General features: G+C 70.3%; 18 protein-coding genes. 10 read left to right on the top strand and 8 right to left on the bottom strand.

Features of this window, described 5'->3' with window-relative positions:
- Nucleotides 1–21: 21 nt before the first annotated feature.
- Nucleotides 22–264 (bottom strand): hypothetical protein, encoded by a 243-nt coding sequence (locus EAO79_RS05580; RefSeq protein ID WP_124768245.1) that lies wholly within the window; start codon nt 262–264, stop codon nt 22–24.
- A gap of 110 nt (nt 265–374) precedes the next feature.
- On the opposite strand from EAO79_RS05580, the gene EAO79_RS05575 reads away from it, so the two are divergent.
- Nucleotides 375–1379, top strand: coding sequence for a zinc-binding dehydrogenase (locus EAO79_RS05575; RefSeq protein WP_124768243.1), 1005 nt, complete (start codon nt 375–377; stop codon nt 1377–1379).
- Nucleotides 1380–1423: 44 nt separating this feature from the next.
- On the opposite strand, the gene EAO79_RS05570 is transcribed toward EAO79_RS05575, so the two are convergent.
- From EAO79_RS05570 to EAO79_RS05555, 4 genes are all read right to left on the bottom strand, one after another.
- The gene (locus tag EAO79_RS05570) at nt 1424–2398 is read right to left on the bottom strand and encodes a LacI family DNA-binding transcriptional regulator (RefSeq protein WP_240043979.1); all 975 of its coding nucleotides are present in this window, start codon (nt 2396–2398) and stop codon (nt 1424–1426) included.
- Between the two features lie 94 nt (nt 2399–2492).
- Entirely contained in the window at nt 2493–3392 is a 900-nt protein-coding gene (locus tag EAO79_RS05565) for a carbohydrate ABC transporter permease (RefSeq protein WP_079704633.1), read from the bottom strand.
- Nucleotides 3389–4453 (bottom strand): carbohydrate ABC transporter permease, encoded by a 1065-nt coding sequence (locus tag EAO79_RS05560; RefSeq protein ID WP_124768239.1) that lies wholly within the window; start codon nt 4451–4453, stop codon nt 3389–3391. The genes EAO79_RS05565 and EAO79_RS05560 overlap by 4 nt, the downstream gene beginning before the upstream one ends.
- An 89-nt stretch (nt 4454–4542) precedes the next feature.
- A complete protein-coding gene (locus tag EAO79_RS05555; RefSeq protein ID WP_124768237.1) occupies nt 4543–5844 on the bottom strand; it encodes an ABC transporter substrate-binding protein in 1302 nt (433 codons plus the stop codon).
- A gap of 235 nt (nt 5845–6079) precedes the next feature.
- Here EAO79_RS05555 and EAO79_RS05550 point away from each other — a divergent pair, with 235 nt between their 5' ends.
- A complete protein-coding gene (locus EAO79_RS05550; RefSeq protein WP_124768235.1) occupies nt 6080–6928 on the top strand; it encodes a DNA/RNA non-specific endonuclease in 849 nt (282 codons plus the stop codon).
- 28 nt (nt 6929–6956) lie between these two features.
- Here EAO79_RS05550 and EAO79_RS05545 read toward each other — a convergent pair whose 3' ends face one another.
- Both EAO79_RS05545 and EAO79_RS05540 read right to left on the bottom strand, forming a co-directional pair.
- Nucleotides 6957–7457: a MarR family winged helix-turn-helix transcriptional regulator gene (locus EAO79_RS05545; protein WP_079704629.1), complete on the bottom strand. Its 501-nt coding sequence runs from the start codon at nt 7455–7457 to the stop codon at nt 6957–6959.
- 106 nt (nt 7458–7563) lie between these two features.
- Entirely contained in the window at nt 7564–8175 is a 612-nt protein-coding gene (locus EAO79_RS05540) for a TetR/AcrR family transcriptional regulator C-terminal domain-containing protein (protein WP_079704628.1), read from the bottom strand.
- 94 nt (nt 8176–8269) lie between these two features.
- On the opposite strand from EAO79_RS05540, the gene EAO79_RS05535 reads away from it, so the two are divergent.
- From EAO79_RS05535 to EAO79_RS05510, 6 genes are read left to right on the top strand one after another with little or no spacing between them, the layout of a single operon-like run.
- Complete coding sequence (locus EAO79_RS05535; RefSeq protein WP_124768233.1) at nt 8270–8875, top strand: biotin transporter BioY; 606 nt, start codon at nt 8270–8272, stop codon at nt 8873–8875.
- Nucleotides 8872–10029, top strand: a complete 1158-nt coding sequence (locus tag EAO79_RS05530; protein WP_124768231.1) for a class I adenylate-forming enzyme family protein — start codon at nt 8872–8874, stop codon at nt 10027–10029. Before EAO79_RS05535 ends, EAO79_RS05530 begins: the two co-directional genes overlap by 4 nt.
- A complete protein-coding gene (locus EAO79_RS05525) occupies nt 10022–11170 on the top strand; it encodes a thiolase family protein (protein ID WP_124768229.1) in 1149 nt (382 codons plus the stop codon). The genes EAO79_RS05530 and EAO79_RS05525 overlap by 8 nt, the downstream gene beginning before the upstream one ends.
- Nucleotides 11167–11877, top strand: a complete 711-nt coding sequence (locus EAO79_RS05520; RefSeq protein ID WP_124768227.1) for an energy-coupling factor ABC transporter ATP-binding protein — start codon at nt 11167–11169, stop codon at nt 11875–11877. The genes EAO79_RS05525 and EAO79_RS05520 overlap by 4 nt, the downstream gene beginning before the upstream one ends.
- A 4-nt stretch (nt 11878–11881) precedes the next feature.
- On the top strand, nt 11882–12478 hold the full coding sequence (locus EAO79_RS05515) for an energy-coupling factor transporter transmembrane protein EcfT (protein WP_124768225.1): 597 nt from the start codon (nt 11882–11884) through the stop codon (nt 12476–12478).
- Nucleotides 12475–12804 (top strand): CHY zinc finger protein, encoded by a 330-nt coding sequence (locus tag EAO79_RS05510; protein WP_124768223.1) that lies wholly within the window; start codon nt 12475–12477, stop codon nt 12802–12804. Before EAO79_RS05515 ends, EAO79_RS05510 begins: the two co-directional genes overlap by 4 nt.
- On the opposite strand, the gene nhaA is transcribed toward EAO79_RS05510, so the two are convergent.
- A complete protein-coding gene (nhaA, locus tag EAO79_RS05505) occupies nt 12758–14074 on the bottom strand; it encodes a Na+/H+ antiporter NhaA (protein WP_124768221.1) in 1317 nt (438 codons plus the stop codon). The genes EAO79_RS05510 and nhaA overlap by 47 nt on opposite strands.
- Before the next feature lie 160 nt (nt 14075–14234).
- On the opposite strand from nhaA, the gene EAO79_RS05500 reads away from it, so the two are divergent.
- Together EAO79_RS05500 and EAO79_RS05495 are read left to right on the top strand one after the other, a co-directional pair.
- Nucleotides 14235–14963: a VIT family protein gene (locus EAO79_RS05500; RefSeq protein ID WP_124768219.1), complete on the top strand. Its 729-nt coding sequence runs from the start codon at nt 14235–14237 to the stop codon at nt 14961–14963.
- Between the two features lie 201 nt (nt 14964–15164).
- Nucleotides 15165–15338, top strand: coding sequence for a CsbD family protein (locus tag EAO79_RS05495; RefSeq protein WP_079704619.1), 174 nt, complete (start codon nt 15165–15167; stop codon nt 15336–15338).
- Nucleotides 15339–15931 lie beyond the last annotated feature (593 nt).

The raw sequence follows: 15931 nt of genomic DNA, 5'->3' as shown, positions 1-15931 counted from the left end.
TCTCCGATCTGGCGGTACGGGTCAGGCGATGGATGCGCGACGAAGGCGCGCGAAGGCGATGACGATGGCGAGTTGCACCGCGAACAGCGCGGCGGTCAGCGCCGCGGCGACCGTCGTCGTGGCGCTCTGGGGCAGCACTGAGACGCCGGGGAGGAATCCGACACCGAACACGATCGCGGCATCGAGGAGGAAGGTCGCCGACGCGAGCACCGCAAGGATGCGGGCGTCGCCTTGGTGGCGGGTGGCCTGCGGGTTCTTCGTCATGAAATTAGCATATCAAATTTATAACTGAAACATAAGTGTGACTTCTAACGTGTCCGGCGCGATCCGCACTACGCTGCTCAGCACCAGCGCCGTCACGACGAGGAGACCGCATGAGAGCCGTACGCATCACCGCACCGGATGAAGCCGCGGTCGTTGACCGACCGGATCCGCAGGCCGGACCGGGTGAGGTCCTCATCCGCATCGAACGCGCCGGGCTCTGCGGCACCGATGTCGCGCTGCTGCGCGGCACCATGCCGTACCTCGCCGACGGCCGCACCACCCTGCCGCTCCAACCCGGCCACGAGTGGGCCGGTCGGGTGGTCTCCGTGGGCGAGGGTGTCACCGCGACCGCACCGGGCGACCTCGTCACCGGTGACACCTTCATCGGGTGCGGCACCTGCACGCTCTGCGCCACGGGGCGACACCATCTCTGCCCCGACCACCTCGAACTCGGCGTCCTCGGACAACTGGAGGGAGCCCTCGCAGAACTCCTCGTCGTCCCCGAGCGCGCCGTCCATCACCTCCCGGCCGGGGTCGACGCGGACCTCGGCGCGATGGTCGAACCCGCCTCCTGCTCACTCCGTGGCGTCCGACTCGCGGCAGTGGGGCCCGGCGACCGCGTGCTCGTCTGGGGCGCCGGCACGCTCGCCATGTTCGCCGCGCTCTTCGCCGCGGACTCCGGGGCGTCCGTCACGGTCGTGGCCCGCCGTGAGTCCGATCGGCGGTTCGCCGCGGACTTCGGCCTGGCCACGCGCGATCCGGCCGACCTCGGCGACGAGCGCTTCGACGTGATCATCGAGGCCACGGGTTCGGCCGAGGTCACCCGTCGCCTCCTCGACAACGCCACCGCCGGCGTCCGCGTCGCACTGCTCGGCGTGCCCGGCGGCGACTCGGGGCTGCCATCAGGCAGACTCATCGCCCTCGACGCCACACTCCACGCGGTGCTCGGCGGATCAGATTGCATCGATGAGGCGGCGCGACGGTTCGCCTCCATGGGCGACACGGTCCGGCGATTGATCGGCTCCGTGATCACCCTCGAGGACGTGCCCCGGGCGCTCGCCGCGGGACTCCCCCGCGCGGCCGGCTCCGGACCGAAGACGCAGATCCGGTTCTGAGCAGGCGGTGGAGCGGGATGCACACCGAGGTGCGCTCCACCGGCTCACACCGAGGCGCGCTCCACCAGTTCGCACGGGATCGTCGTCATCTCGGGGACGTCCTCACCGGCGATGAGCCGGTGCAGCGTCTGCACGAGCAACGCCCCCTTCTCAGCCGTGCGCAGATCGACCGTCGTCAGCGCCGGATAGGCGTCGACCGCGAAGACGTTGTTGTCCACCGAGGTCATGGCGATCCGCGTCGGAACCGGGATCCCGCGGTCGCGGAGCACACCGAGCGCGCCCGTCGCCATCTGCGCCGACGCCGCGAACACCGCATCGACCTGCCGGCCGTCTGCGAGGAGCCGTTCCATCGCGCGTGCGCCGCTCGTCGGCGTGAAGTCACCCTCCTCCTCGGGTCCCGGCTCGAGTCCCGCCTCGAGGAGGGCGCGCCGCCACCCGGCACGGCGGTCGATACCGGCCGCGGTGTCGAGCGGGCCGGTGATCGTGGCGATGCGGGACCGACCGGCCTCCACCAGACGCCGGGTCGCCAGGGCGCCCGCCTCCACGTTGTCGACGTCGACGACATGTCCAGGTGGCGTCGTCTCCTCGAGCGCCCGCACCCCGAACACGACCGGGAGGGACGTCGACAGCTTCGCGTACGCCTGCATGCTCGTGTGATGCGAGAGGACGAGCGCGCCGTCCACGTTGCCGCCGGTGAGGAACCGGCGGGTCTTGTCCGGGTCGACGTCGGATTCGATCAGCAGCGTCAGCGTGTAGTCGGTCGACGACGCGTACATCGCGGCACCCTGGATGACCTCGGCGAAGTAGGGGTCGGCGAAGAACTCGGCGGTGCGTTGCGGGATGACCATCGCGATCGTCTGCGCACGCCGACGCACGAGGCTGCGTGCCGCGCGGTTCGGGACGTAGTGCAGCTGCTCGACGGCCGCGGTCACGGACGCGACCGCCTCCGGCGTCACCTGGGAGGACCCGTTGATGACGCGGGAGGCGGTGGACTTGGAGACGCCCGCGAGCGCTGCCACCGCGATGAGCGTGGGGACGGTGGAGTCCGTCTCGGTGTCGATGGTGTGTCTCCTCAGTCGTGCCGGTGTGAAGACACTGTATGCGGCGCGGGCGTCATCCCTTGACCGCGCCCTGCATGATGCCCGCCACGAGCTGCTTCCCGGCGAGGACGAAGAGGATCAGCAGTGGGATCACCGAGAGCACCGCGCCAGCGAGCACGAGTGAGTGGTCCGGGGTCTGTCCGCCGCTCGCGCTCAGGGCCGCGAGCGCCGTCTGGACACTCGGGTTCCGCGGACCGAGGACGAGGAGTGGCCAGAGGAAGTCGGTCCACGCGGCCATGAAGGTGAAGAGCGCGAGGACGGCCATCGCCGGTCGGGCGGCCGGCAGCGCGACATGCCAGAAGGTGCCCCACATCGACGCGCCGTCGACGCGCGCGGCCTCGATGAGCTCGTCGGGGATGACGTCGACGAGGTACTGGCGCATGAAGAACACACCGAACGCGGTCACGAGCCCTGGCAGGATCACCGCCTGGAGCGTCCCCACCCACTCCCACTCGGCCATGAGCATGAACAACGGGATGATGCCGAGTTGGGTGGGGATCGCCATCGTGGCGATCACCGCGAGGAGCAGCCCGTTGCTGGCCCGGAACTTCAGCTTCGCGAAGGAGTAGCCGGCGAGGGTCGAGAAGAACACCACCGAGACCGTGATCGCGCCCGAGATGATGACGCTGTTCGCGAGCGCCTGCAGGAACGGGGCGGTCTCGAACACCTTCGCCGCGTTGCCGAGGAAGTTCGGGCCGGGGAGGACGGCGGGCGGCACGAGGTTCGTGTCGGAGGACTGCCGACTCGAGATGACGAACGACCACCACAACGGGAACGCCGAGATGGCGAAGAACGCGATGAGGATGGCGTAGGTGAGGATGCCCGGCCGCTCGTGGTCCTTGCCCTTGCGGTACCGCGGGGCCTCCGTGGTCGCGGTCGGTTCGGTCCGCGTGCGTTCCATCAGGGTGCTCATGCTCGTCCGCCTCGCTGGTCGGTGGTGCTCGTGGTCGTCGAACGCGAGCGGGCCGGGCTGGTGCTGACGGACCGCGTCGTGATGAGGGTGTCGCGCACCTTCGGGATCCGCACCGGACGTGCGTCGTTCGTCCGGATGGCCCTGGTGATGGCGAAGTTGATCAGGCCCGCGAGGATGATCACGAGGAACAGGATCCAGGCGGTGGCGGATGCTCGACCGAAGTCCCGTCTCGGGAAGGCGAGCTCGTACAGGTACAGGACGATCGTCTGGAACTGCCGGTCGGATCCGCCGTTGCTCCGGGGATCGAACAGCTTCGGTTCCGTGAAGATCTGCAGCCCGCCGATCGTCGAGGTGATGACGACGAAGATGAGCGTCGGGCGGATCATCGGGATCGTGATCGACCAGAACCGTCGGAGCTTGTTCGCACCGTCCAGCGCGGCGGACTCGTAGACGTCCCGTGGGATCGCCTGCATCGCAGCGAGGAGGATGAGGGCATTGTAGCCGGTCCACCTCCAGTTCACCATGCTCGCGATGGCGACGTGCGAGGGGAAGACGTCGAACGCCCACCGGATCGGGTCGAGCCCGAAGAGCTCGAGGAGGCCGGCGACCGGTCCGTGGTACTGGTTGAAGATCTGCAGGAAGATGACCGCGACGGCGACCGGCGCCACGATGTACGGCAGCAGGATGCTCATCCGCCAGAACGTGCGTCCGCGGAGCGTCTGGTCGAGGAGGGCGGCGATCAGCGTCGCGATGACGAGCTGCGGCACCGCCGAGAGCAGGAAGATGCTGACGGTGTTGCCGAACGCGTTCCAGAAGAACGGGTCCGAGAGGACGGAGACGTAGTTGTCGAGTCCGACGAAGTCGCCCTGGCCCTTCAACAGATGCCACTCGTACAGCGAGACGTTGAAGGTGTAGACGATCGGGAAGATGCCGATGAGGGCAAAGAGGATGAAGAACGGCGCGATGTACAGGTACGGCGAGGCGCGGTAGTCGAAGCGGTTCAGCTTCTGTCTGAACGTCAACGCGGCAGGTGGCCGGCGGACGGTTGCGGTGCTGGTCATGGCTCTGCCAATCCGGGAGAGGGAGCGGGAGGGGTGCCGGGGCGTCCGCGTGCGAACGGACGCCCCGGCGAGCTGCGTCGGAGAGGAGGTCAGCCGACGAGCTGGTCGAGCAGCTTGAGCGCCTCGTTCCAGGCGGTGTCACCATCGGTGATCTCGCCCTGGCTCACCCGGTCGAGGATCGGACCGAACACGTTGTCCTGGATGTTGGAGTCCTCAGGACCCTTCACTTGGGCCACGACCCCCTCCGACCGCGCGGCGAAGATCTCGCCCACCGGCGCGTCGTTGAAGAACGGGTTGGTGGAGTCCTTCACGAGCTCCTGGCCGTCGAGCGTGCTCGGGAACGGACCGGCGAGTTCGAACGATGCGGCCTGCGCCTCAGGGGATGCGAGCCAGAGGGCGAGCTCGGCCGCCTCCTCCTTGTGCTCGGAGTTCTCGGCGACGCCGAGGAACGCACCGCCCCAGTTGGCAGCGCCGCCGGGCATCACGTCGGCGAAGTCCCAACCGCTGTCGGTCGTGCCCTCGTCGTAATAGCCCTGCACGATGCCGAGCATCCAGCTCGGGCACATGTAGGTCGCGAACTTGCCCTCCTTGGCCTCCGGGCCGACGTCCCAGCCCGGAAGACCGGCACCGAGCCCGGCCTGTTCCGCCTCGACGATCTTCGCGAACTGCGCCTTCAGCACGTCGTTGCCCTCGATGTTCAGGGTCTCGCCGTCGGCCTTGTAGTAGCCCTCCTCCTGCTGGTTCACGAAGGAGTTCCAGAAGAACCGGGGGCTGTGATAGAACGCCTTCCCGGTGGCACCGACGTACTCCTCACCGACCTCGAAGAAGCGGTCCCAGGTCGCGTCCTCGCCGCCGAAGTACGCAGCGACCTCGCTGCGCTCGCTCGGCAGACCGGCTGCCGCGAACAGGTCACCGCGGTAGCAGATGCCCTGCGGTCCGATGTCGAGACCGGCGCCGATCACGCGCCCGTCGGCGTCCGTGCCCTGCTCGTACTTCCAGTCCAGCCAGGTGTCCTTGACGTCCTCGATGCCGTAGTCGCGAAGGTCGACGAAGGAGTCGCTGACCTCGGAGATGGTTCCGAGCCAGCCCTCCTCGATGGCCACGACGTCGCTGAGGCCGGTTCCGGCGGCGATCTTGGCGTAGGCGTCGTCGCGCGCTGCTCCACCACCCTCCAGGTTGGTGGCCTCGATGGTGATGTTGGGGTGCTCCTCCATGTACTGCTCGTAGTTGGCGTCGACGCCCATGGTGCCGAACGTGGTGACCGAGAGGGTGATCTTCTCGTCTCCGCCACTGCCGGCGGGGGAACTGCACCCCGAGGCCAGGACGGCGAGGATCGATGCCCCCGCGATGGATGCGGCGGTGATGCCGCGGCGTTTGCTGTTCACAGTCACTCCTTTGTGTGTGCGCTTCGGTGTCGGCCGGCCACCCATCCGGGATCCGCGGCGCGACGCCGTGGGAACGTTCCCACGGGCATGCAGGACACACTAAGCGCTGGATTGGACGAGGTCAAGAGAGCGCTCTCATTTGTTGCGGAACGGGTGCATGATCGTGCACGGTCGGTGACGTCGTGGCCATCGGGCGGGTCCCCCGTTCCGATTCGATCGGATTCATGATCGACTCATTGCCATGACCGGCTTCGATTCAGGCTTCCTCGACCTCGCCGACCAGCTGCAGCTCCCGGCACCCACCGATCCCGCCGAACTGTCGCGCCTCCGCCGTCTCGACTACACGCACTTCACCGTGCTCCTCGACCCCGACCGCCGCCTGGCAGCCGCGACAGGGGTCGACATCGACGGCGCCGCCCTCCTCGACCTCGGGCGTGACGACGACTGGCACCTCGACGACCGCGTCCCGGTCGAGGAGCAGGCCGGCCCGGAGCTCTACGCCCGCAACGACCTCGACCGCGGCCACCTCGTGCGGCGGAGGGACCCGGTCTGGGGGCCCGTCGAGATCGCCCGGCAGGCCAACGTCGACACCTTCTGCTACACGAACGCCGCCCCGCAGGCTGCGGACTTCAACCAGTCACTCGAGCTCTGGAACGGCCTGGAGGACCTCGTCCTCGAGTACGCCTCGGCCGGGCGCCGGCGGCTGTCGGTCTTCACCGGGCCGGTGTTCGCCGACACGGACCCGCTCTACCGCGGCGTGCAGATCCCGCGCCGGTTCTGGAAGGTGGCGGCGTGGTCGAACGACGGAGCGCTCGCGGCGAGCGGCTACCTCCTCGACCAGTCGGCGCAGCTCGACGACCTCGACCTTGGCCGGTCCAGTGCGATCGACGACACGCACGATGCCACCGCCGTGCCCCCACTCGGCCCGTTCCGGACCTTCCAGCTGCCGATCCTCGACCTCGCGAGCGTCACCGGTCTCGACTTCGGCGCCCTCGCCTCCGCCGACGTCCTCGAGCCGGCTCCCGCGACAGTGCGTCCCGACACCGACACCTGGATCGAGCTGAGCGGGCCGTCCGACCTGCGGTTCTGAGGCAGGTCCGGTCCCTCGACCCAGACCCCTACCGACGCTCGAGCGCCGCGCCGATGACCCGGAGGCTCTCGATGAGCACGGCCACCTGCTCGTGGCTGAGCCCGGCGAGCATGGCGTTCTCGTCGTCCACCAGCCGCCGCATCGCCTCGTCGACCCGCTGCTGACCGAGGGTCGTCAGGACGACGATCTTGCTCCGGCCGTCGGCCTCGTTCTTCTGCCGGGCGACGAGCGAGCGAGCGGCCAGACGATCGAGCTGGCTCGCGAGGTTGCCGCTCGTGATGCCCAGTCGGGTGGCGAGTATGGACGGCGTCAGCCCGTCCGCTCCGTGCTGGCGGAGGATGGAGAGGAACTCGAACTCCCACGGCCGCAGGTTGCTCGCGGCGAACGACAGGCGTCGGACCTCCTGCAGGTGCGGCACGAGCCGGCGGAGGCGGGACACCACGTCGAGCGGTGCGAAGTCCACGTCGGGCAACGCGTTCGCCCAGGCGTCGATGACGATGTCGACGTCGTCGTCATCACCCTTCGCCATCGCCTGCCTCCCTCGCGTCCTGCCTGCACCAACGCTACCGTGGGCCGCCGCCGATCCAGACGGTGGGCGGTTCCATCCACCCTGTGCTATCGCGCACGACGAGCCGTCAGCGGACGGAGAGCGCCGCCAGGCCGTCGACGAGGAGACCGACCCCGAAGGCGAACGCCTGTGCCTGGTCCTCCTGGCCGAGCGGATCCGTCGCAGCGTCAGCCAGCACGCCGACGCTGTCGTACTGCATCCGCTGCTGCTCGTGCGACACGTGCCCGAGGATGAAGTGGAGCAGCACCGTGCCCGCACGTCGACTCGTCGCCTCGTCGAACCCGGCCACCGACACCGCGTCCGTCAGCCGGGTGAGCGCCCGCCCGGAACCGAGCCCGAGCGCGTAGGTGCTCGACACCACCTCGGCCCCGTCGCGATAGGCGAGGAGGGCGTCACGCAGCGCCTCCGCCTCCACGCGCGTCCGCTCGCGCCAATCGGAACCGGCCTCGGACACGGCGTCCACCGGCGCCGGGTGCGCATCGACGATCCGGTCGGCGAGCTCGGCGATGAGGGTCTGCTTGTTCTCGAAGTGCCAGTACAGCGCGCTCGGCTGGACGTCGAGCGACGCGGCGAGGCGGCGCATCGTGAGGTCGGCCAGGCCGTGATCGTCGAGGATGCGGAGGGCCACTTGAGCCACATCGTCGCGCCGATGGCGACGCACTGTTTCGGGACCGGACATGAGCACCACTATAGTGAACGCTGTTCAGGTGAACACCGTTCAGGTGCGATCCACCCGCCCCAGGCGAACCGACCATCCCGACGAAGGACCCAGCATGAGCAGACTCCGGATCGACGCGACCGACATCGCACGCATCGCCGTGTTCGCCGCCATCGTGGCCGCCCTGGGCCTGCCCGGCGCGTTCTCGGTGCTCGGCGCGGTGCCCATCACGGCGCAGACCCTCGGCGTCATGCTCGCCGGCGCGATCCTCGGCCCGTGGCGCGGCATGCTCTCCATGCTGGTGCTGCTGGCGCTCGTCGCCATCGGCCTCCCTCTCCTGTCCGGCGGTCGCGGCGGGATCGGCGTCTTCGTCGGACCGAGTGCCGGATATCTCCTCGGCTGGATCGTCGGCGTCTTCGTGATCGGGCTCATCGTGCACGCCGGTGGGAATCGGCTGCGCTGGTGGCGCACCGCGCTCGGCGTCTTCGCCGGCGGCATCGGCGTCATCTACGCGTTCGGCATCCCGGTGCAGTCGCTCGTCACCCGCCTGCCACTCGGCGAGACCGCCCTGCAGAGCCTCGTCTTCGTGCCCGGCGACCTCGTGAAGGTCGTGCTCGCGACGGTCATCACGATGACGCTCGCCCGCGCCTACCCGCGCGCGTTCCGCAACGCGGCCGGCGCCGGCTCCACGCGTCCCGGCGAGCCCGCCCGGATCGGATGACCGTGCGTCCAGGGCACCTCGTCCCGCTGCGCGGCGGGGCGCCGACCGACCTCGTCCGTCGGGCGCTCGAGGTGCGGGCGGCCGGCGGCGTGCCGTTGATCGGCGACGACCGGTGGAGCGAGTCGTACTGGCGTTCCGTACGCGACCGCAGCACCGCGTCCGGTCCACAGCCTGGCCAGGGGTGGGCGACGCTGACCTCCGGCACCACGGGCGAGCCGCGCATCGTGCTCAGGACCGCCGCGTCGTGGGCGGACTCCTTCCCGGCCGTCGGCGCGCTGCTCGACCTCGGGCCGGACGACGTCCTGGCGCTGTCGTCGCCGCCCGCGTCGTCGCTGTCGCTGTTCTCGGTCGCCCATGCGGCCGCCGTCGGTTGCTCGCTCGCCCTCCCGACCACCCACGCGCTCACCCCCGACGACGCCCGTGACGCGACCCGGTTCCACGGGACCCCGAACGGCCTCCGGGCACTGCTCGACGGCGAGGTGCCGCCCCGCCTGCGGGTGGCGTTGATCGGAGGCGCCTCACTCGACCCCGGACTCCGCGCCAGGGCGGAGGACCTCGGCATCCGTGTCGTGTCCTACTACGGAGCCGCCGAGCTCTCCTTCGTGGCGGTCGACGACGGTGTCGATCCGGATCGACCGGGCCGCCGTGCGTTCCCCGGCGTCGAGCTCGAGGTCCGCGACGACGACGTCCTCTGGGTCCGATCGCCGTTCGTCGCGACCGGGTACCTCGGGGGCTCGGGCCCGCTCCGACGCGACGGTGACTGGTCCACCGTCGGCGACCGCGCACGGATCGACGACGGGATCGTCACGCTCCTCGGCCGATCCGACGATGCGATCCTCACGGCCGCGGCGACCGTCATCCCCGCCGATGTCGAGGAGGCTCTGCGCCGACTCGACGAGGTGGACGACGCCGTCGTGCTCGGTCTGCCGAACGCCGGGGTCGGATCGCTCGTGACGGCCGTGTTGGAACTGCACCCGGGCGCGCGTCCGACCCGCGCGATGCTTCGCGACGCCCTCGCACCGTTGCTGCCGCCGACCCATCGGCCCCGACGGTGGTTCGTCGTCGACGAGCTGCCCCGCACCGTCACCGGCAAGGCAGCCCGCGCGGAGCTCGCCGATCGTCTCGCGGCAGGGACGGTGGCGTCCCTTGTCTGAGTCGCACGCCCTCCCGCGCATCGTCGCGGCCCGACGGACGCCGATCGCGACGCGCGGGCGCGCCCTCGCCGCACTCACGGTCGAGCAGCTGGCGGTCCCCGTCGTCCGCGCCGTGCACGACGACGCGACGCACGTCCTGGGGCTGCCGCCGGTGGTGGCGGACGTCGTCCTCGGGAACTGCATGGGCCCCGGCGGCAACCCGGCCCGCGTCGCCGCGCTCGGGGCCGGCCTCGGCTTCGACGTTCCAGGGCTCACCGTCGACCGGCAGTGCGGCAGCGGCCTCGCGGCGATCATCGAGGCGTCCACGGCGATCAGCGCCGGCGACCATCGGCCACGGATCGCCGGCGGGGTCGAGAGCGCGTCGACCGCGCCGACCCGCTCCGTCGACGGCATCGCCTACGCACGCGCACCGTTCGCACCGGCGGGTTGGCACGACCCCGACATGACCAGGGCCGCGGAGGACCTCGCCGAGCACGACGGGATCTCCCGCGAACGCCAGGACGCCTACGCGGCGCGGAGCACGCATCGTGCGGCGAGCGCCGTCGCCGCCGGACGGTTCACCGACGAGCTCGTGCCGCTGGTCGGGGCGGCGGAGCAGGACGAGGCGCCGCGCCGCGGGATCGAGCGTCTGCTCCCCCGGTTCACGCCGCTCTTCACCGACGGCTCCCTCACCGCAGGCAACACCTGCCGGGTGAGCGACGGAGCGGCTGCCGTGCTCGTCGTGCCCGGCGGGCCCGCCCACGGGAGCACGACGCCCGGTCTCGCCGTCCGGGCGCACGCCGTCGTCGGCTGCGACCCGGCACTGCCGGGGATCGGGGCCGCGCCGGCGATCCTCGACACTCTCGATCGGGCCGGCGTGGACCTCGCGCAGGTCGCCGCGTTCGAGATCGTGGAGGCGTTCGCGGCCCAGACGCTCGCCGTGCTCGACCGACTCGGTGTCGCCGAGGACGACGAGCGTCTCTGCGCCGACGGTGGCGCCCTCGCGCTCGGTCATCCGTGGGGCGCGAGCGGTGCGGTCGCCGTGGTCCGCCTGTTCTCGCGGCTCGTCCGTGGCGGGGCTCCGGCGGGCACGATCGGGGTGGCGGCGGCCTCGGTCGGCGGCGGTCTCGGCGTCGCCGCGGTGTTCGAGGTCGTGCGATGATCGGGGACATCGACCAGTCATCCGCCATCCGTCTCGACGGCGTCACCGCACGTCTCGGCGACACCGTCGCACTCGACGACGTGACGCTCCACCTCGACGATGCGCGCATCGCGGTCATCGGGGCGAACGGCTCAGGGAAGTCCACCTTCGCGCGGCTCGTCGGCGGCCTCACCCGGGCGACCCTCGGCAGCGTCCAGGTCCACGGGGTCGACGCAGCCAAGGACACGGCGACCCTCCGACGACTCGTCAGCATCGTGTTCAGCAACCCGGACGCACAGATCGTCATGCCGACGGTGGCGGAGGACGTCGCGTTCTCCCTCCGCGGCACGAAGGCGTCGAAGGCCGACATCGCCGCGCAGGTCGCCGATGCGCTCGACGAGTTCAGCCTGGCTGCCCTCGCCGACCGGTCCGCCTACGAACTCTCCGGTGGCCAGAAGCAGTTGCTGGCGCTCTGCGGGGCCGTGATCCGCCGGCCGGCGCTACTCATCGCCGATGAACCCACCGCCTACCTCGACGCCCGCAACAGCGCCGCCGTCGCCGACCACCTCCTCCACCCCGAGGCAGGCCATCAGCTCCTCCTCGTCACCCATGACCTGGAGCTCGCCGCCCGCTGCGACACCGCGCTGCTCTTCGACGGTGGGCGGGTCGTCGCGCAGGGAGCACCGGACGACGTGATCGCGGCCTACCGCGCGAGTCTGCGGGCGTGACCGCGTGATCACTCTCTACCGTCCCGGCTCCGGCTGGCTCCACCGCGCACCGGCCGGCCCGAAGGCGCTCGGCATCCTCGTCGTGGTGCTCGCGATCTCGCTCCTGCCGACGAGTTGGTGGACCGCGGGCATCGCCACCACGGTGACCGTCCTCGCCTACCTCGTCTCGGGCCTCGGCCTCGGCGAGCTCGGACGGCAGCTCCTGCTCATCCGCTGGATCATCACGATCACGGTGGCCGGCCAACTGCTGTTCCTCGACGTCGAGTCCGCCGTGTCGAACACCTCCCGGATCGTCGCCGCCATCCTGCTCGCGGCGCTCCTGGTGCTGAGCACGCGGGTCGCCGACCTGCTCGACGCCTTCGAGCGCGTCCTCCAGCCCCTGGGTCGCTTCGGTGTCGACCCCTCGCGCATCGCCCTGATGCTCGCCGTCGCCATCAACACGGTGCCCGTCCTCGCCCGCTTGGCCACGAGCGTCCGGGAAGCGCAGCGGGCGCGCGGGGCCGGGTCGAACCTCGTGACCTTCGTCGTGCCGTTCCTCGTGGTGTCGCTGAAGCACGCCGACGAGCTCGGTGAGGCCCTCACCGCCCGGGGCGTCCGATGAGCGGCGACGACACCGTGCGCGTCCACGGCAAGACGGTCGACGACGAGACGCGCTGCGTCCACTACGCGACCGCGCTCGACGTCATCGCGATCCGCTTCGCCTGCTGCGGCGAGTACTACCCGTGCCACCTGTGCCACGCGGAGTGCGCCGACCACCCGGCCGAGCAGTGGCCGCGCGAGCAGCGCGACCGCGAGGCGATCCTGTGCGGCGTGTGCTCGACGGAACTGACGATCGACCGCTACCTGGAAGTCGACGGCTGCCCGAACTGCGACGCCCGGTTCAATCCGGGCTGCCACCTGCACTCGGCGTACTACTTCCAACCGTGACCGCCCGCCGGTAGACGCGGTTGCGGGCGGCGAGGATCGCGGCACCGATGGTGGCGGCGATGAGCGAGCCGGCGAGCACACCGACCTTGACGTGGTCGTCGGACTCGCTGCCGACCCCGAAGGACAGTTCACCGACGAGCAGCGACACCGTGAATCCGATGCCCGCGACGAACGCCATGCCGACGAGGTCGACCCAACGGATCGACGGGTCGAGGCCGAGACCGGGCAGGCGCGTGACGAGGAACGTCGTCACCAGGATGCCGATCGGCTTGCCGAGGACGAGCCCGGCGATGATCCCGAGCGCGATGGTGTCCTGGAAGGACTCGACGAGCCCGGAGAGCCCGCCGATGACCACGCCCGCGGAGAAGAACGCGAAGATCGGGACGGCGACCGCCGTGGAGACGACGCTCCAGCGATCGGCGAAGTGCGCCGCGAGGCCTTCGTAGACCGGGCGTCCCTCCGCGGTGGTCCCCACCTGGACGCGGGCACGCTTGGTCGAGAAGACGGGCACCATGAAGCCGAGCAGCACGCCGGCGACGGTCGCGTGGATACCGGACGCGTGGATGAGCGCCCAGGTGCACAGGCCGAGTGGGATGAGGACCCACCATGCGCGGACGCCGCGCTGGACGAGCACGGCGAAGATGGCGAGCGGCACCGCGGCGAGCGCCAGCGGCAGGAACTCGATGTGGTCGGTGTAGAAGATCGCGATGATGCTGATGGCGATGAGGTCGTCCACCACGGCGAGCGTGAGCAGGAAGGTGCGCAGTGCCGGCGGCAGGAACTTGCCGACCACCGCGATCACCGCGACCGCGAACGCGATGTCCGTGGCGGCCGGGATCGCCCAGCCCTGCAGTGCGTCGGGCCCGGCGCTCAGGTTCACGAGGACGTAGATGACGGCGGGCACGGCCACACCACCGACCGCAGCGGCGATGGGGAGCGCGGCGGACTTGGGGTTCCGGAGCTTGCCGGCGACGAACTCCTCCTTGAGCTCCAGGCCGACGACGAAGAAGAAGATCGCGAGGAGTCCGTCGGCCGCCCAGGCACCGACGGAGAGGTTCAGATGGAGTGCCTCCGGACCGAAGGTGAAGTCCCGGACGCTCAGGTAGAACTCGGAAGCGCCGGTGTTGGCGAGCACGAGCGCGAGTGCGGTGGCGACGACGAGGAGGGCGCCACCGACGGTGTCCTGTTGGAGCGTCTGGTGGATGCCACGCCAGATCGAGTGCGGGGCCTGGTCGGCCGGCAGGTCGCGGGAGCGGTGAGCGTCGGGCATACGGATCCTTCGGGTGAGGGTTCGGTCGAGCAGCAGAGCGATCCCGATCGATCGCCCGCCGACCAGACTTCCCGGCGCACCAGCCTCCATTCTAGGCGATCGGGCAAGCGGCCGGTCGGGAACCCTGCGCGGGCGGCCCGCGCGGTGCTTGGATGCATCCATGAGTTCATCACCACCACCCGGCGCCCACCAGGACGAACCGCACCGCGGTGACCTCGCGGGCCGCTTGAACTGGCTCCGTGCTGGTGTACTCGGCGCGAACGACGGCATCGTCTCCGTCGCGTCCCTCGTCGTCGGTGTCGCCGGTGCCACGACCGACAGCGCCCCGCTCCTCGCAGCGGGTGTCGCGGGGCTCGTCGGTGGCGCGATCTCCATGGCCCTCGGCGAGTACGTGTCGGTGAGCAGCCAGCGGGACAGTCAGCGGGCCCTCATCGCGAAGGAGCGGCGGGAGCTCTCCGACGACCCCGAGGCGGAGCTCGCGGAACTCGCCGGGATCTACGAGGCGAAGGGGCTCCAGCCGACGACCGCGAGGCGGGTCGCCGAGGAGCTGACCGCACACGACCCGCTCACGGCGCACCTCGAGGCCGAACTCGGCATCACCGAGGACGCCGTCGTCAGCCCGTGGGCGGCCGCCGGCGCCTCGGCGCTCGCCTTCACGGTCGGGGCACTGCTCCCCCTGCTCGCGATCCTGCTGCCGCCGCCCGAGGTGCGCGTCCCGATCACCTTCGTCGTCGTGCTCATCGCGCTGGCACTCACCGGCTTCACGAGCGCGAGGATCGGCGGCAACCCGGCGATCCGCCCGACCGTCCGGGTCGTGGTCGGCGGAGCGCTCGCCCTCGCAGCCACCTTCGCGATCGGCACCCTGCTCGGCACGAGCGGCGTGGTCTGATCGCCGGGGTCCTGGCTGTCGAGGACGAACCGACGACGGGTGCACTGGTGCTGGGCGGTCCGGGGAGTTCTCTGGGAGTCTGCTGGAGCCCCGCCCGGACGTGGAGCTCCCGGGTGTAGAAGTGAAGGGCGTCCACCAGGTCGCCCTGTCGGATTCGATCAGTGCGGATCGACAGCCCGAAGAACATGTGAGGAGCACCATATGAGCGCAGGAGACAAGATCAAGAACGCCGCCGAAGACCTCGCGGGCAAGGCCAAAGAGGCCGTCGGCAAGGCGACAGACAACGACAAGCTCGTCGCGGAGGGCAAGGCCGACCAGGCCAAGTCCGACGTGAAGCAGGCCGGTGAGAACGTGAAGGACGCGTTCAAGAACTGACCTCCCGATCACACGAACGCCGGTGCCCCGCTCGGGTCACCGGCGTTCGTCTGTCTGCGGGACGCCGACTCGGCTCACCCCCGGTCCCTGACCCCCCCCCCCGGTCCCTGGCTCCCCTCCCCGGTCCCTGGCTCCCCTCCCCGGTCCCTGGCTCCCCTCCCCGGTCCCTGAGCTTGTCGAAGGGCCCACGAGGAACCTCCAGCTCCGGTGATCTTCCTCCGGTCCCCGAGCTTGTCGAAGGGCACGCGAGGGGCTTCCCGTTCCGGTGATCTTCTTCCGGTCCCTGAGCTTGTCGAAGGGCACGCGAGGGGCTTCCCGTTCCGGTGATCTTCTTCCGGTCCCTGAGCTTGTCGAAGGGCCAACGGAAAACCCCGCCGATCCGACCGACCTCCCCCGGTCCCTGAGCCTGTCGAAGGGCACGCGAGGGGCTTCCCGTTCCGGCGATCTTCCCCCGGTCCCTGAGCCTGTCGAAGGGCACGCGAGGGGCTTCCCGTTCCGGTGATCTTCTTCCGATCCCTGAGCTTGTCGAAGGGCACGCGAGGGGCTTCCCGTTCCGGTGATCTTCTTCCGATCCCTGAGCTTGTCGAAGGGCC

Origin of the sequence: Plantibacter sp. PA-3-X8, assembly GCF_003856975.1 — a bacterium.
Lineage (GTDB): Bacteria > Actinomycetota > Actinomycetes > Actinomycetales > Microbacteriaceae > Plantibacter > Plantibacter auratus.
The sequence above is the reverse complement of the archived record's forward strand: the minus strand, read 5'-3'. Positions and strand labels throughout refer to the sequence as shown.

Coding starts and splice junctions, on each gene's coding strand:
- EAO79_RS05580 (WP_124768245.1), bottom strand. CDS start 264: ATGACGAAGAACCCGCAGGCCACCCGCCACCAAGGCGACGCCCGCATC.
- EAO79_RS05575 (WP_124768243.1), top strand. CDS start 375: ATGAGAGCCGTACGCATCACCGCACCGGATGAAGCCGCGGTCGTTGAC.
- EAO79_RS05565 (WP_079704633.1), bottom strand. CDS start 3,392: ATGAGCACCCTGATGGAACGCACGCGGACCGAACCGACCGCGACCACG.
- EAO79_RS05560 (WP_124768239.1), bottom strand. CDS start 4,453: ATGACCAGCACCGCAACCGTCCGCCGGCCACCTGCCGCGTTGACGTTC.
- EAO79_RS05550 (WP_124768235.1), top strand. CDS start 6,080: ATGACCGGCTTCGATTCAGGCTTCCTCGACCTCGCCGACCAGCTGCAG.
- EAO79_RS05545 (WP_079704629.1), bottom strand. CDS start 7,457: ATGGCGAAGGGTGATGACGACGACGTCGACATCGTCATCGACGCCTGG.
- EAO79_RS05540 (WP_079704628.1), bottom strand. CDS start 8,175: ATGTCCGGTCCCGAAACAGTGCGTCGCCATCGGCGCGACGATGTGGCT.
- EAO79_RS05535 (WP_124768233.1), top strand. CDS start 8,270: ATGAGCAGACTCCGGATCGACGCGACCGACATCGCACGCATCGCCGTG.
- EAO79_RS05530 (WP_124768231.1), top strand. CDS start 8,872: ATGACCGTGCGTCCAGGGCACCTCGTCCCGCTGCGCGGCGGGGCGCCG.
- EAO79_RS05520 (WP_124768227.1), top strand. CDS start 11,167: ATGATCGGGGACATCGACCAGTCATCCGCCATCCGTCTCGACGGCGTC.
- EAO79_RS05510 (WP_124768223.1), top strand. CDS start 12,475: ATGAGCGGCGACGACACCGTGCGCGTCCACGGCAAGACGGTCGACGAC.
- nhaA (WP_124768221.1), bottom strand. CDS start 14,074: ATGCCCGACGCTCACCGCTCCCGCGACCTGCCGGCCGACCAGGCCCCG.
- EAO79_RS05500 (WP_124768219.1), top strand. CDS start 14,235: ATGAGTTCATCACCACCACCCGGCGCCCACCAGGACGAACCGCACCGC.
- EAO79_RS05495 (WP_079704619.1), top strand. CDS start 15,165: ATGAGCGCAGGAGACAAGATCAAGAACGCCGCCGAAGACCTCGCGGGC.